Here is a 14,587-nt window from a genome sequence, read left to right as displayed (position 1 = left end):
GAATTAGAAACGAGTGGCGCCAATGCGCTCTCACTAGTTCCTCTTTCCTGTTATCTCGTTTCTCAAAACACTTAGGAGCCGAACAAATGGCAGAAAACTACGACGTCATCGTCATCGGCGCCGGCCCCGCCGGCTACCACGCCGCGATCCGCGCCGCGCAGCTGGGCATGAAGACCGCCTGCATCGACGCCGCGCTCGGCAAGGACGGCAAGCCCGCGCTCGGCGGCACCTGCCTGCGCGTGGGCTGCATTCCGTCCAAGGCGCTGCTCGACAGCTCGCGCCAGTACTGGAACATGGGCCATCTGTTCGGCGAGCACGGCATCACCTTCAAGGACGCCAAGGTCGACATCGGCACCATGATCGGCCGCAAGGACAAGATCGTGAAGCAGTTCACCGGCGGCATCGCGATGCTGTTCAAGGCGAACAAGGTGACGCCGTACTACGGCTTCGGCACGCTGTTTCCGGGCAACATCGTCAAGGTCAAGCAGCACGACGGTTCGGAAGTCGAACTGAAAGGCACCAACGTGATCCTGGCCGCCGGTTCGGATTCGATCGAACTGCCGTTCGCCAAGTTCGACAACGAATACATCGTCGACAACGTCGGCGCGCTCGATTTCACCGCGGTTCCCAAGCGGCTGGGCGTGATCGGCGCCGGCGTGATCGGCCTGGAACTGGGCAGCGTGTGGAAGCGCCTGGGCAGCGAAGTGACCGTACTCGAAGCCCTGTCCGACTTCCTCGCCGCGGCCGACGCCGAAGTCGCCAAGACCGCCGCGAAGGAATTCAAGAAGCAGGGTCTGGACATCCGCCTCGGCGCGAAGGTGTCCAAGTGCGAGGTCAAGAAGAAGGAAGTGCACGTCACCTTCACCGACAGCGAAGGCGAGAAGACCATCGTCGTCGACAAACTCCTGGTCTCGGTCGGCCGCCGCGCCGCGAGCAAGGGCCTGTTGGCCGACGGCACCGGCGTGAAGCTCGACCAACGCGGCGTGATCGAAGTCGACGAGCATTGCCACACCGGCGTCGACGGCGTGTGGGCCGTGGGCGACTGCGTGCGCGGCCCGATGCTGGCGCACAAGGGTTTCGAGGAAGGCATCATGGTCGCCGAGCTGATCGCCGGCCTGCCCGGCCACGTCAACTACGACACGATTCCGTGGGTGATCTACACCGAGCCGGAAATCGCCTGGGTCGGCAAGACCGAGCAACAGCTCAAGGCCGAAGGCATTCCGTACAAGACCGGCAGCTTCCCGTTCGCCGCGCTCGGCCGCGCGGTGGCGATGGCCGAACCCGCGGGCTTCGTCAAAGTGATCGCGCATGCGGAAACCGACCGCGTGCTGGGCCTGCACCTGGTCGGCGTCGGCGTTTCCGAACTCGTCCACGAAGGCGTGCTGACCATGGAATTCAGCGGCTCGGCCGACGATCTGGCGCGGATCTGCCATGCGCACCCGACCTTGTCCGAGTCGATCCACGACGCGGCGATGGCGGTGGACAAGCGCGCGATCCACAAGGCCAACTGATCTGCTTGAGCCCTCTCCCGCCTGCGGGAGAGGGTTGGGTGAGGGCACGCGGCGGCGCGAGTTCGCCTCGCCGCTCTCTGGAGAATCAAAGTCGCTGGATTCCCGCCTTCGCGGGAATGACGGCTTCAGAGGCAAGAGCGAGCCGGCGATGAAATCCATCTGCGTCTACTGCGGCTCCAACTCCGGCAACAAACCGGTTTATGCCGAACGCGCCATCGCCCTCGGCACCCGAATCGCCAAAGAAAAACTCACCCTGATCTACGGCGGCGGCAACGTCGGCCTGATGGGCATCGTCGCGGACGCGGTGCTGGAAGCCGGCGGCGAAGTGGTCGGCGTGATCCCCGCGCAGCTGGTGAATTGGGAAGTCGCGCACGACGGCCTCACCCGGCTCGAAGTCGTCGAATCCATGCACGAACGCAAGGCGCGCATGTTCGACCTGGCCGACGCCTTCGTCGCCCTGCCCGGCGGCTTCGGCACGCTGGACGAAATGTTCGAAATGCTCACCTGGCGCCAGTTGGGCCTGGGCGACAAGCCTTGCGCTTTTTTCGACGTCGACGGCTTCTACGAGCCGCTGATGGCGATGCTGGACCGGATGGTGGCCGAGCGCTTCCTGCATGCCGACCAGCGCACCGATTTGTGGCATGGCGACGATATCGACGCGTTGTTCTCGTGGTTGCGCGCGTACGAACCTGCGCAGGCGTCGAAATGGATGGACGAGAAGCGGCGGCGGGAGTTGCGGTAAGACAGCTTCTCGGCGTCAGAATGCTCTGACGAGACCAAGCACTGAAATCCGACAGCGTCCACTCAGCCGTACTCGATCCCGTCATCCCGGCGAAAGCCGGGACCCAGGCACGGAACGAGCGAAGGTGAAGCAACCCGCCGTTTACATCATGTCTAGCCGCCGTAACGGCACGCTTTATACGGGACGGGCGTGACTTCTGATCTGATTAAACGGGTGCACGAACACCGCAACCATCTCGTAGACGGGTTTACGAAGCGATATGGCATCGTCCTCCTCGTGTGGTACGAACTCCATGGCGACATGTCGACCGCAATCGCTCGCGAGAAAGCAATCAAAGAGTGGAAGCGAAAGTGGAAATTGCAGCTCATCGAAAGCGGAAACCCGATGTGGAATGACTTGTACCCCGAAATGGTCGGCCACTGATACCGCGTCGGATTGCCTGGGTTCCGGCTTTCGCCGGAATGACAGCGGTGGAGGCGTTGGCTGCCAGGCCTATGTCGGCTACCCTGGATTCCGGCTTACGCCGGAACGGCGAGTAAAGTAATGGCGATTCCTAGCACTTTTATGGCTTTTCGCATCCACAACGACGCATCCGGCTACCGTAGCGGCATCGAACAAGTCGCGATCGACGATCTCGCCCCTGGCGAAGTCGTGATCAAGACCGCCTACTCGTCGGTCAATTTCAAGGACGCGCTGGCGGGCACGGGGCAAGGCAAAATCCTGCGCAAGTTCCCGCTGGTCGGCGGCATCGATGTCGCCGGCCATGTGGTCGCCTCCACCGATCCGAAATTCAAGGAAGGCGACGCCGTCCTGGCCACCGGCTCGGGCCTGAGCGAAACGCGCGACGGCGGCTATTCGCAGTACGCGCGCTTGGAATCGAAATGGGCGATTCCGCTGCCGGCCGGGCTGACTTTGCGCGAAAGCATGATCCTAGGCACCGCCGGCTTCACCGCCGCGCTCGCGCTGCTGCGCATGAGCGAGAATCGGCAGTCGCCGGAACTCGGACCGCTCGCGGTCACCGGCGCCACCGGCGGCGTCGGCTCGCTGGCCGTCGATATTTTCAGCAGCGCCGGCTACGAAGTGCACGCCATCAGCGGCAAGACCGATCAAGCGGCGTATTTGAAATCGATCGGCGCGCGCGAAGTGCTCGGGCGCGAAGTTTTGTCCACCACCCGGCCGATGGACACCGCGCGTTTCGGCGGGGGCCTGGACAACGTGGGCGGACCGATGCTGGCCAGCCTGCTGGCGCAGACCGCGCCCTACGGCAACGTCGCCAGCGCCGGCTTGGCGGCTGCCGCGGACCTGCCGACGACGGTGATGCCTTTCATCATCCGCGGCGTGTCCCTGCTCGGCGTCGCCTCGGCCGGCACCGCGCGCGACATCCGCGACGAAGTCTGGAGGCGCTTGGCCAGCGACTGGAAACCGCGCCATTTGGACGCGATCTGCACCGCCGAAACGGCGCTGGAAGGGCTGCCCGCCGTGTTCGAACGCATGCTGGCCGGCGGCTCTCATGGCCGGACCCTGGTCACATTCTGAACCATCCCGGACGCCGGAAACGGCCGACGCCGCGCTACAATCCGGCGGTATCCATAGGGGAAAAGCATGGCGCGCATCCTGATCGTCGACGATTCGCCGTCGCAATTGATGGGCATCCGGCGCATCGTCGAAAAACTGGGCCATGAGGCGCTGACCGCCGAGGACGGCTCGGCCGGCGTGGATATGGCCAAGCGCGAGAAGCCCGACCTGATCCTGATGGACGTGGTCATGCCCAACCTCAACGGTTTCCAGGCCACGCGATCGATCAACCGCGATCCGGGCACGCAGCACATTCCGATCGTATTGGTGACGACCAAGGATCAGGACACCGACCGCGTCTGGGGCATGCGCCAAGGCGCGAAGGCCTACATCACCAAGCCGTTCAGCGAATCGGAATTGGCCGAAGTCGTCGCCTTGCTGCTCGGCAGCGGACCCGAAGCCGCCTGATCCGCTGCGCTCTTCTGTGAGAGCGGCTTTAGCCGCGAGCTCTTCCCATCAGGTTCGCGACTTGCAGAAAAGAGCTCGCGGCTAAAGCCGCTCCCACAAAACCTGGGATCAAGCGCGGCGCCAATCGTCGCCGAACACCGCCTTCATGTGCTCGTAGGCTTCGCGCTCGGCGTCGTTGTTGGCGCGCGGCGCGAGCACCTCCAATTCGACGATCTGGTCGCCCGGCGGCGCGCCCGGCAAGCCGCGGCCGCGCAACCGCAACTTGCGACCGGCTTCCGAATCGGCCGGGATTTTCAGATCCACCGGCCCGCCCAGCGTCGGCACGCTGACCGTGGCGCCCAAGGCCGCTTCCCACGGCGCCACCGCTGCCACGTAGATCACGTTGCGTCCGTCGACTTCGAACTGCGGATGCGCGGCGTACTCGATTTCCAACAGCAGATCGCCATGCGCGCCCTGCCCGGCCAGGCGGATCGCTTGCCCCGGACGGATGCCTTTGGGAATGCGCACGTCCAGCGATTTGCCGTTGACGCCGATCCGGATCGTCGAGCCGTCGTGCACGGCTTCCAACGGCACCGCCAGTTTGGCGCGCGTCGGCCCGCGCGGCTGCGGACCGCGCCCGGGCGCTTGCTGGCCGAAGCCGTTGCCGCGGGTGCGGCCGAACAAGCTTTCGAAGAAATCGCTGAAGCCGCCGCCGTCGCCGCCGGCGAACACTTCTTCGAAATCGAAGCCGCCCGGGCCGCCGCCGAAGCCGCCCGGCGGCGGGTGCACCTCGTCGCCCGGCCGATAGCCGCGCGTGCGTAGCTCGTCGTAAGCGGCGCGTTTCTGCGGATCGCGCAGCGCTTCGTAAGCCTCGTTGACGGCTTTGAATTTTTCCTCGGCGCCCGCTTCCTTGCTGACGTCGGGATGGTATTTGCGCGCGAGCCGGCGATAGGCGGTCTTCAGTTCCGCCTCGCCCGCGCTCGGTTCAACGCCCAGGATTTGGTAGTAGTCCTTGAATTGCATTCGCGCTCCACGGCGTTCGGCCTGCGGCATCGCTGCCGCAGGCCGAGATTAGCCCAGCTTCCGCCGCTAAGCGACGGTCATTGCACGGTCGGCGCGCCGACCTGGATCCGGCGCGGCGTAGTTTCAGGCTTCTTCGGGATGCTGATTTCCAGCACGCCGTTGCGGCCCGTGGCGGCGATGCCCTCGGCATCGGCGCTGTCCGGCAACGCGAAGCGGCGGTGGAAACTGCCGTAACGGCGTTCGACCCGCGAAAAGCGCTCGGTTTCCGTGCTGCTCTCGCTGTTGCGCTCGCCCTTGATCGACAGGATTCCCTTGTCCATCTGCACCTCGATGTCCTGGGGGTCGATCCCCGGCAAATCGGCGTAGATGACGAAACGGTCGGCCTCTTCCTTGATGTCGACCCGCGGAATCCATTTCGCAGTCACGACCGCGGATTCGTCGGTGTCCGAATGGTCGAAGAAGCGGTCGAATACCTGCTTCATCTCTTCTTGGAACGCAGTGGGATTGGGCCACTGGCGATAACGTACGACGCTCATCGTCTGTCTCCTCAATGTCGCTCGGAACGGCGGCGCACGGCCGCCATGCCGGCGAGGTAGGTCCGCCCGGACGGATTTCAAGGCCTTCTCCACCGCCCGACCTTGACGCCGCCTTAGCGGAAGGCGGCTAGACTCGCGGCTTCCCAAGGAGAACAGCATGACCATCCAAGTCGGCGACCGCCTGCCCGAAGCCAAGCTGCAGCGCATCCGCGACGGGGTCGAAGTCGTGGACACCCCCACTTTGTTCGAAGGCAAGCGCGTGGTCCTGTTCGCGGTGCCGGGCGCGTTCACGCCGACTTGCTCGGAGCGCCACTTGCCGGGTTTCGTCGAGCATTTCGACGAGTTCCGCGACAAGGGCGTGGAAGTGCTGTGCATGTCGGTGAACGATCCGTTCGTGATGAAGGCCTGGGGCGAAAGCCAACACGTGCCCGACGGCCTGATGATGCTGGCCGACGGCAACGGCGATTTTTCCCGCGCCCTGGGCCTGGAAATGGACGCCAGCGGTTACGGCATGGGTAAGCGTTCCAAGCGCTTCTCGCTGTACGCCGAGGACGGCGTGGTGAAACAGCTCAACGTCGAAGCGCCGGGCGAGTTTCGAGTGTCTTCGGCCGAACACATCCTCTCGCAACTTCCCTGATCCGACCGACGAGGCCAGCCATGAGCAAGAAGTCAGCCAGCGCCGTCCAGAGTTCCGCGAAATCCCGTCCCATCGACGACGTCGCGACCCTGCGCGCCAACGCCCGCAAGAACATCGACAAGGGCGCCGTGACGGGAACGTACAGCGCCGACAAAGCCACGGTGATCAAATTGCTCAACGAGGCGCTCGCCACCGAATACGTCTGCGTGCTGCGCTACTACCGGCACTACTTCATGGCCTCGGGCATGCTGGCCGACGCGGTGAAAGGCGAATTCCTGGAACACGCCAAGCAGGAACAAGAGCATGCCCACAAGCTCGCCGAACGCATCGTCCAACTCGGCGGCGAGCCCGACCTGAACCCCGACACGCTGACCAAGCGCTCGCACGCCGAATACCGGGAAGGCGAGGATCTGCGCGACATGGTCAAGGAGGACTTGATCGCAGAGCGCATCGCGATCGACAGCTACCGGCAGATGATCGACTACATCGGCGACCGCGACACCACCACCAAGCGGATATTGGAAAGCATCCTGGCGCAGGAAGAAGAGCACGCCGACGAATTCGCCGATCTGCTCAACGGTTGGATCGGTAAATAGCGCCGCCCGGCTTTGTAGAGCGGAGCTTGCTCCGCTCTACAAAGAAAACCAAGCGGTCAGCGCAGGATGCGGAACCGAACCCGCTTCCAAGCCCCGCTCGCCGCCAAGGCCGTCAGGGTGTGTTCGCCCGCTTCGCCGTAATCGTGCGCGAAGACTTGCGCGCCGCGCGTTTCGCCGATCCAGCGCCCGTCGAGCAGCCATTGCACGCGAGCGTCGGTGCCCAAGGCGCGGACCTGAAGGCGAAGCGGTTTTTCGCTGCCCGGCGCGCGCGCCAAAGTAGCCGAGTCGTTGATGCCTTCGATATGCAGCAGTTCCGCGGCGTCGCGGCCGTCGGCGACGCAATCCGGCGATAGCGCAGGCAATGTGGAGGCCTTGCGCGTCGCCGCGGACAGCCATGGCGAGGCCAAGGCCGGCCAGCGCGCGATCTCGGTTTCGCGCGCTTCGTGCGGGCGCGAACACTCCGCCGACAAGCGCAATCCGGTGTTCGCGTCCGCGCGGAAGCGTTCCGCGCCCGCGCTCCACAGCCGCGCGCCGCGTTCGGCGAACGTCGGCGGCACGGCGCCGTCGAGCGACCAGGCTTTCATCTTGCGATGGCAGGACGAAGCCGGCTGGTCGACCGCAGCGGTGCCCAGCGGCCAACAGATTTCGGTTTCGCCCACGCCGGCGGGCGCCGGCCGCGGCGCCGCGTCGCCACGCGTGCGCGGCAAGCTGTCGATCACTTCGAACAGCAACGGCAAGGCCGTGACCGCACCGTATTGGCCGGGCAAGGGCGTGCCGTCCGGGCGCCCGACCCAAACGCCGACCGTGTAGCGCCGCGTGCCGCCCAGCGCCCAGGCGTCGCGGAAACCGTAGCTGGTGCCGGTTTTCCAGGCTACTTTAGGTTTCGAACCGGGATCGAACGTGTCCGCCACCTGCCCCGGGCGCGGATGGGCTTCCAGGATTTCGCGCACGATCCAGGCCGCGCCGGGCGAAAGCAGCCGTCGTTCCACCCGCGGATCGCCGGCCGCGTAGCGCACGCGGCCGGCGACGCCGTCGCGGTTGAGCGCGACGAAAGCGCCGGCCAGGTCTTCCAAGCGCACGCCCGTGCCGCCCAGGATCAAAGCCAAATTGGGCTTCGCACCGCGCGGGAATTTCAACTCGATGCCGGCATTGGCCAACCTTGCAGCGAAACGCGGCGGACCGACGCGGTCCAGCAGATCCACCGCCGGCACGTTCAAGGAAAGACGCAGCGCCTCGGCGGCGCCGATCGGTCCGTTGAATTCGGTGTCGAAGTTCGTCGGCCGGTAATCGCCGAAAGCCTGCGGCGCATCGACCAGCAAGCTTTCCGAATGGATCAGGCCGTCGTCGAGCGCCAGGCCGTACAGGAACGGCTTCAACGTCGATCCGGGCGAACGCCAGGCTTGGACCATGTCGACGTGCCCCAAACGCGCCTTGTCGCCGTAGGCTACCGAGCCGACATAAGCCCGCGCCTCCAGCGTAGCGTTGTCGACAACCAGCAACGCCGCCGAAGTGCGCTCGGGCAGTTGCGAAAAATAGGCGGCGACGCGTTCTTCCAGCGTGCGTTGCAGTTCCGGATCGATGGTCGAAGCTATGCGCTCGGCGAGCGGGTGCGCAGCGCGCAGGCGCTCGGCCAACAGCGCCGCCATCTGCGGCGGCTGCAGCGACCGCGCCACGACCGGCTCGATGCGCGCGTCCTCCACTTGCGCATGACTCCACACGCCGAGTTCGGCCATCCGCGCCAGCACTTTGTCGCGCGCGCGCTGCGCCGCTTCCGGTTCGCGATCCGGCCGCAGGCGGCTCGGCGATTGCGGCAAGACCGTCAGCAGCGCCGCTTCGGCTTGCGAAAGCCGCGCTGCCGGTTTGCCCAAATACGCCCAGCTCGCGGCCTCGACCCCTTCGATCGGACCGCCGTAAGGCGCTCGGTTGAGATAGAGCGTCAGGATTTCCCGTTTCGACAAATGCGCTTCCAACTGCAAGGCGCGCAGCAGTTGTTTGGCCTTGCCCCAGGGCGTGCGCGAGTGCTTGTCGAGGATGCGCGCGACCTGCATGGTCAAGGTCGAACCGCCGGACACGATGCGGCCGTGGCGCAGCCACTGCCAACCCGCGCGCGCCAGCGCGACTGGGTTGACGCCGGGATGGCGCCAGAAATGGCGGTCTTCGTAATTGAGCAAAGCCTGCAGATACAGCGGCGACACGCCTTCGATCGTCGCCGGATAGCGCCAGACGCCATCGCGGTCGGCGAAGGCGCGCAGAGGCGTGCCGTCGCGAGCGACGACCAGGGTGCTGGTGTCGCGCTGTTTCGGCAGCGGAATCGGGAAGATCAGGTCGAGCAGGAGCAGCGTGGACAGCAGGGCGACGGTGCCCCAGCGCAGCCATTGCAACCAGCGTCTTGTCTTTTGGCCGTCATCCCGGCGCATGCCGGGATCCAGGCCCGCGTTGTCGGGAGTCGCGATGGGCACGGCGCGTTACGTCGGATCCAATGGGCCCCGGCATGCGCCGGGACGACGGTTTATCGGGATGCCCGCCATGGGCCGACATCCCATCGTCTCACGGCTGCACCACCGTCACCGCCGCCGGACTTGACTTGCCGACGCCGCGCAGATCCGGCCGGTACATGTCCTCGACCAGCGGCGGCGGCACGGTGTAGGTGCCCGGCGTGACCGCGCGCACCAGATAGAACACGCGAGCCGGATCGTTGCGGTCCAGCTTCAGCGCGGCGACGTAACGATCGTCGCGGTATTCCTCGTGCCGCACTTCGGCCGCACTGCCGCGGTCGGTGATCTCGATGCCGTCCACCACCACGTCCGCCCACTGCTTGGCGTCGCTTAGGTTGAAGTTCTCGATCTCCAGGCCCGCCGGCAGCAAGTCCGTGAGCAAAGCGTCCGGCATCGCGCGGCTGGCGGTGATGCTGACGCCGACGATCAGCGCATCGCCCTCGCGCAGCTTGCCGCCGCCCCAGGGCTTGCCGTCCGGCGTGTAGTACTTGCGCTCGACGTTCAGCACGCGGTTGTCCGGCGCCGGCGCGGTGCGCGGAATGCCGGCGGCTTCCAGGCTCACATAGAGCGGGCCCTGGCCTTCCGGCGAGAAACGCACCCCGCGGCTCAGCGTCGCGTAGTCGAAATCGCGGCCCCACAGCTTGGTCGTGGCGACGTCTTCGCCGACATCGCCTACCTGCAAGCGGCCGCTGAACTGTTTGCCTTGCGCGGCGAGCAGCGCCTTGCCGACGCGGCCCAGCGCGACCTGCTCCTGCGTGCTGAAGTAGGTCCATTGCTGGTTGCGGCGCGCATCCAATTCGCGGCCCAGATCGACGACGCGGGCGTCGTATTCGGGCTTGTTCAAGCCGCGTTCGTGGGTCAGCGCGATCATCAGCGCTTCGTCGCGCAAAGCGGTGCCGTAGTCGCCCAGATACTCCGGACGTTCCTTGCGCAAGGCGAAACCCTGGGCGATCGCCTTCTGACCGCGGTTCTTGTCGCCCTGCAGCGACAGCGCCAAGCCCAGATGGACCAAAGACAGGCCGGTCAGCGACTTGCTGCGGTCGTTGTCGTACAGCGCACGCAGCGTGCCCAGCGGCGCCCGGTTCACCCGGGCCAACACGTAACCGGCATGCGCCTGGTAGGCGAACTTGAGGTGATCGCGGTTGTCGTAGCCGTAGAACGGCGCACCGCCGCCGAGCAGATCTTCGTTGAGCCGGGTCAACGCTTTTTGCAGCACGCTGTCGGGCACGTCGAAGCCGGCTTCGCGCGCATCGAGCAGGAATTCGACGATGTACGGCGTCAGGCCGGGATTGACGTAGCTGTCGTCGCCCCACATCGAGAAATGGCCGTTGCCGACCTGCATCGAAGCCAAGCGTCCGAACGCGCCGTCCATGCGCGCGCGGCGCTGTTTGGCGTCCAGGCCTTTCACGCCGAGCATCTTGGCGGTGGCTTCGTCGAGCAGCAGCGCGGCGTAACCTTTGCTGGTGGTCTGCTCGGCGCAGCCGTACGGATAGTCGAGCGCGCCCTTCAACACGCTGGCGAACGGGATCGGCGGCAAGGCGCTGACCGTCATCCGCGCGCTGACCGAATCGGCCATGAGGCCATCGGCGAAGCCGGCGTCCAGGGACACGGGCGCCACCGGATCGAGCACGCGTGTCTGCGCACGCAACACGCCCGGCCAGGCTGCGCGCACCGGCAGGTCGTAGCGGCGGTCGACCTTGAAGCCGTTGCCGTCGACACGCACGCGCACTTTCGCCGTCGTATAGCCTTCCCTCGCGGTCAGCGGGAAGCTGAGCGTGGTTTTCGCATCGCCGGCGAGTTTGGCGCTGACAGTGTTGTTCGCGATCGCCAGAGGACCTTCGCCGTCGATGCGGACGTTGAATTCGCCAGGTTTGCCGGTGAAGTTGGTCACATCCAGCGTCACCGTGCTGCGGTCGCCCGGCGCCAGCACGCGCGGCAGGCTGGCTTCGGCCACGATCGGCGCGCGCACCACCGTTTCCTTGTCGCGGTTGCCGTAGCGCTGATCCGAATACACCAGCGCCGAAACACGCAGCGTACCGTTGAAATCGGGCACCGCCAGCTTGATCCGCGCCACGCCCTTCGCATCCAGTTTCACCGGACCAGCGAACAGGTCGACGGTCTGCACCTTCGACGTCGGTCGCCGCGCCTGCGACAGCGGTTCCAAGGCCATGTCGCCGCCGAAGCGGATCTTGGCGACGCCGCCTTCGAAACTTTCGATGACGCGACCGTACAAATCGTAAGCGTCCACGCCCAAGCGGCGCTGGGCGAAGAAATGAGCGTTCGCGTCCGGCACGGGGAACTTGGTGATGTTGAGGATGCCGACATCGACCGCGGAGACAGTGACATAGCCTTCCTTGCCGGCCAGTTCCGGCACGGCGATGGTCGCCTGCAGATCGCGTTCGGGCCGCATCTGCGCCGGGATCGACAGGCCGACGCTGACCTTGCGGTCGCGACGGTCCATCGGCACGTGCGCCACGCCCACCGCGCGCGCCGGCGTGATCTTGCTGGGCGCGCTGCCGCCGCGGAACACCAGCGCGGTCACGTAAACGTCGTGGCGTTCCCAATCCTGGGTGACCGGAATCTCGAAGGTGCTACCGGCCTTCGCGTCGATGTCCTGCACGTAGATCAGTTTGTCGGTTTCGACTAGGAGCAAGCCCTTACCGTCGTGAGGCGGGGTCAGCGTGACCTTCAGCTTGTCGCCGGCCTTGTACGCGGTCTTGTCGAGCGCGAGCTTCACCTTGTCCGGACGCGCATCGCTGCCGCGGTTCTGGTCGTCCCAGCTCCAGCCGGCGGTGAACGGGTAGCGCGTGGTCAGACCCGTAGCGGGATCGAACACGTCGACGCGGTATTCGCCCCACTCCACCGGGAAATCGAAGCGCGCGGCCGTGGTGCCGACATCGATGGTCTTGGTCTCGACGTTTTCGAAGCGGCGGGTGAAGTCGTAATCCCAGCCGCCTTCGTCGTCGTAGTTCCAATGGTAGTCGCGGCGCTCGCGCACCAACGTCACTTTCAAACCCTTGCCGGCCTGCGGCGCGCCGGCGGCGTTCACGCGCAGCAATTCGAAGCGCGCATTGGCGTTCGAATCGGCGCCTTCCTTGTCGTCGAACATCGGGCGCACGCCGACCAGCACGTCGTTGGGCCACATCACCCGCTTCAAGGTCCGGGTCACCGTGCGGCCGCCGGTTTCGTAGACGCTGCCGGATACGACCGCGGCGACCGGGCTGACCGGCTTCGCCTCATCGGGCAGCGCCAGGTCCTGCTGCAGCTTGCCTTGCGCGTCGAGCTCGGCGTCGACGACGTCCTTGGCTTCCTTCGGCAATTCGAGCGTCGGATCCCCGAAGAAATAGCCCGGCAGCTTTTCCAGCGGATGCTGTTCGACCGCCACCGCGAGCTTGGCGGTGAAACGGTTGCCCGCGGCGGGCGCGCCGTACAGGTAAGCACCGGTGGCCTGCAGTTTCAACGGCTGGCCGGGCTTGAGGATTTCGGGCGCGTCCAGGTCCAGCTTCATACGCTCGGGCAGGAATTCCTCGATGCGCAAGGTCATGCCCTGCACCGCTTCCTTGCTGTCCGGATCGGTGCGGAACTCGACCTGCCAACGTCCGGTCGGCGCTTCGGACGGGATCAGTTTCTCGTAGGCGAAATAGCCCTGCGTGCCCGGCTCGATCCGGCGCTCGTCGAAAGTCTTGCCATCGGGTTGCTTCAATCGCAGGAACAGCGGCTGAGGCTTGACCGGCTTGCCGTCCTGGTCGCGCAGCAGCGCGGACAGGCGCACGGTTTCGCCGGGGCGGTACAGGTCGCGGCCGGACCAGGCGAATACGTCGAACCACGCCTGCTCGCGGCCGGCGACGGCGAATTCGGACAGGTCCAGCGCCGGCTGGTTGAACGGCAGCATCGACACGTCCTTGCCGCGTGTGGCGACCAGTACGTGCGCGGCGTCGAGCGCGTAGTTCTTGAGCAAGGCGTTGCCGTTGCTGTCGGTCTCGCCTTTCAAGATCGTTTCGCCCTTGGCGTCGAGGATCTTCAGCGCCACGCCTCCGACCGCTGCTCCGCTGGCCAGCGAGGCGGTATGCACGAAGAGCGTGTCCTTGTAGGCGCGCGTGTGCAGGCCGATGTCGCTGACGGTGAAGTAAGCCGTTTCGAATTGGTCTTGGAACTGCCCCGAACGCTTCATCACCGCGAAGTACAAACCGGGTTCCTGCAGTTCGGCGATGTCCTGCACCGGCAGATAAGTCAGCACGCGTTCGTTCGGCTTGCCGCCGAGCACGAAGCGGTTCACGTACACCGGTTCGGCCAGCTTGGACAGCGGCATGTTGTCGTCGTAGTCGCGCTCCAGCTCCCAACTGCCGCGGCGGCCGCCGCGCTGGTATTCGGCGAAGAATTTCGGCAGCGACGAATCGGCCACTTTCAGGAATTCGACGTCGACTTCCTTCACGTTCACCGACACCACCGGCAAGCCGCGCGATTCCTTGGCCGGCAACACGCTGCCTTGCGAGGCGAAGCCCACCACGGGGTCGAGCGGGCCGGTATAGACCTTCTGCTTGATTTCCTTGCCCAGCCGGTTGCCGTCGGCGGCGCTCAGCCCGGCGCGGATCGCGACTTCGTAGTTCTGGCTGGCTTCGACATAGGGGAAGCGCAGGATTTTGCCTTCCTTATCCAATACCCAGCTACCCTTCACGGCCGCGCCGTTCGGGCCGGTCACCGAGATCAGTTCGTCGAAGGATTGGGTGCCGACCAGCGGCCGGCTGAATTCGAGCGCGATGGCCAGGTCGCCGTCGTGCTGGTCGGGATAGGCCGACGCCAAGGCGAAGCCTTGCACCTGCTCCGGCTTGGCCCTGATCGCTTCGCCGCTAGGCGCGGGGAGTTGCCCGTGGTCGCCGCGTTTGCAGGCGGAAAAACCGATGGCCAGGCAGGCCAGCAACAGGATCTTGGCCGCCGCTCCGGCCGCCGTGATGACGCGATCGCGCATGACGCCCCCATTCCCTCGAGTCGATTCGAGTATATGACGAAGAAGCGTGCGCCAACCGGTCGTTCGGTAGACCGCGAACATAAAGCCCCTCTCTCATCGGGAGAGGGGTTGAGGTGAGG

At 65.5% G+C, this 14,587-nt stretch carries 11 protein-coding genes; 7 read left to right on the top strand and 4 right to left on the bottom strand.

The features are described 5' to 3' along the window. Positions 1–86 precede the first annotated feature (86 nt). The 5 genes from lpdA (at position 87) to FCE95_RS02230 (ending at position 4,236) form a co-directional block, all read left to right on the top strand. Positions 87–1,511: a dihydrolipoyl dehydrogenase gene (lpdA, locus tag FCE95_RS02250; protein WP_137265364.1), complete on the top strand. Its 1,425-nt coding sequence runs from the start codon at positions 87–89 to the stop codon at positions 1,509–1,511. A 148-nt stretch (positions 1,512–1,659) separates the two neighbouring features. Continuing rightward, positions 1,660–2,253: an LOG family protein gene (locus FCE95_RS02245; RefSeq protein WP_137265363.1), complete on the top strand. Its 594-nt coding sequence runs from the start codon at positions 1,660–1,662 to the stop codon at positions 2,251–2,253. A gap of 189 nt (positions 2,254–2,442) precedes the next feature. Then, positions 2,443–2,676, top strand: coding sequence for a GIY-YIG nuclease family protein (locus tag FCE95_RS02240; RefSeq protein ID WP_223266746.1), 234 nt, complete (start codon positions 2,443–2,445; stop codon positions 2,674–2,676). Positions 2,677–2,796: 120 nt separating this feature from the next. Then, entirely contained in the window at positions 2,797–3,789 is a 993-nt protein-coding gene (locus tag FCE95_RS02235) for an acrylyl-CoA reductase family protein (protein WP_137265362.1), read from the top strand. A 66-nt stretch (positions 3,790–3,855) separates the two neighbouring features. Continuing rightward, positions 3,856–4,236 carry a response regulator gene (locus FCE95_RS02230; protein ID WP_137265361.1) on the top strand — a complete coding sequence of 127 codons (381 nt, stop codon included), beginning with the start codon at positions 3,856–3,858 and terminating at the stop codon, positions 4,234–4,236. 108 nt (positions 4,237–4,344) lie between these two features. Here FCE95_RS02230 and FCE95_RS02225 read toward each other — a convergent pair whose 3' ends face one another. Together FCE95_RS02225 and FCE95_RS02220 are read right to left on the bottom strand one after the other, a co-directional pair. Then, positions 4,345–5,238 carry a DnaJ C-terminal domain-containing protein gene (locus FCE95_RS02225; RefSeq protein WP_137265360.1) on the bottom strand — a complete coding sequence of 298 codons (894 nt, stop codon included), beginning with the start codon at positions 5,236–5,238 and terminating at the stop codon, positions 4,345–4,347. A 77-nt stretch (positions 5,239–5,315) separates the two neighbouring features. Then, entirely contained in the window at positions 5,316–5,774 is a 459-nt protein-coding gene (locus FCE95_RS02220; protein WP_137265359.1) for an Hsp20/alpha crystallin family protein, read from the bottom strand. A gap of 157 nt (positions 5,775–5,931) precedes the next feature. On the opposite strand from FCE95_RS02220, the gene FCE95_RS02215 reads away from it, so the two are divergent. Next, positions 5,932–6,411 carry a peroxiredoxin gene (locus FCE95_RS02215; RefSeq protein ID WP_137265358.1) on the top strand — a complete coding sequence of 160 codons (480 nt, stop codon included), beginning with the start codon at positions 5,932–5,934 and terminating at the stop codon, positions 6,409–6,411. Positions 6,412–6,431: 20 nt separating this feature from the next. Further along, on the top strand, positions 6,432–7,007 hold the full coding sequence (locus tag FCE95_RS02210) for a ferritin-like domain-containing protein (RefSeq protein WP_137265357.1): 576 nt from the start codon (positions 6,432–6,434) through the stop codon (positions 7,005–7,007). A gap of 56 nt (positions 7,008–7,063) precedes the next feature. Here FCE95_RS02210 and pbpC read toward each other — a convergent pair whose 3' ends face one another. Together pbpC and FCE95_RS02200 are read right to left on the bottom strand one after the other, a co-directional pair. Beyond that, positions 7,064–9,424 (bottom strand): penicillin-binding protein 1C, encoded by a 2,361-nt coding sequence (gene pbpC, locus FCE95_RS02205; protein WP_137266413.1) that lies wholly within the window; start codon positions 9,422–9,424, stop codon positions 7,064–7,066. Positions 9,425–9,554: 130 nt separating this feature from the next. Beyond that, positions 9,555–14,468: an alpha-2-macroglobulin family protein gene (locus FCE95_RS02200; RefSeq protein ID WP_137265356.1), complete on the bottom strand. Its 4,914-nt coding sequence runs from the start codon at positions 14,466–14,468 to the stop codon at positions 9,555–9,557. Positions 14,469–14,587: the final 119 nt, after the last annotated feature.

The organism is Luteimonas gilva, assembly GCF_005239095.1.
Lineage (GTDB): Bacteria > Pseudomonadota > Gammaproteobacteria > Xanthomonadales > Xanthomonadaceae > Luteimonas_C > Luteimonas_C gilva.
The sequence above is the reverse complement of the archived record's forward strand: the minus strand, read 5'-3'. Positions and strand labels throughout refer to the sequence as shown.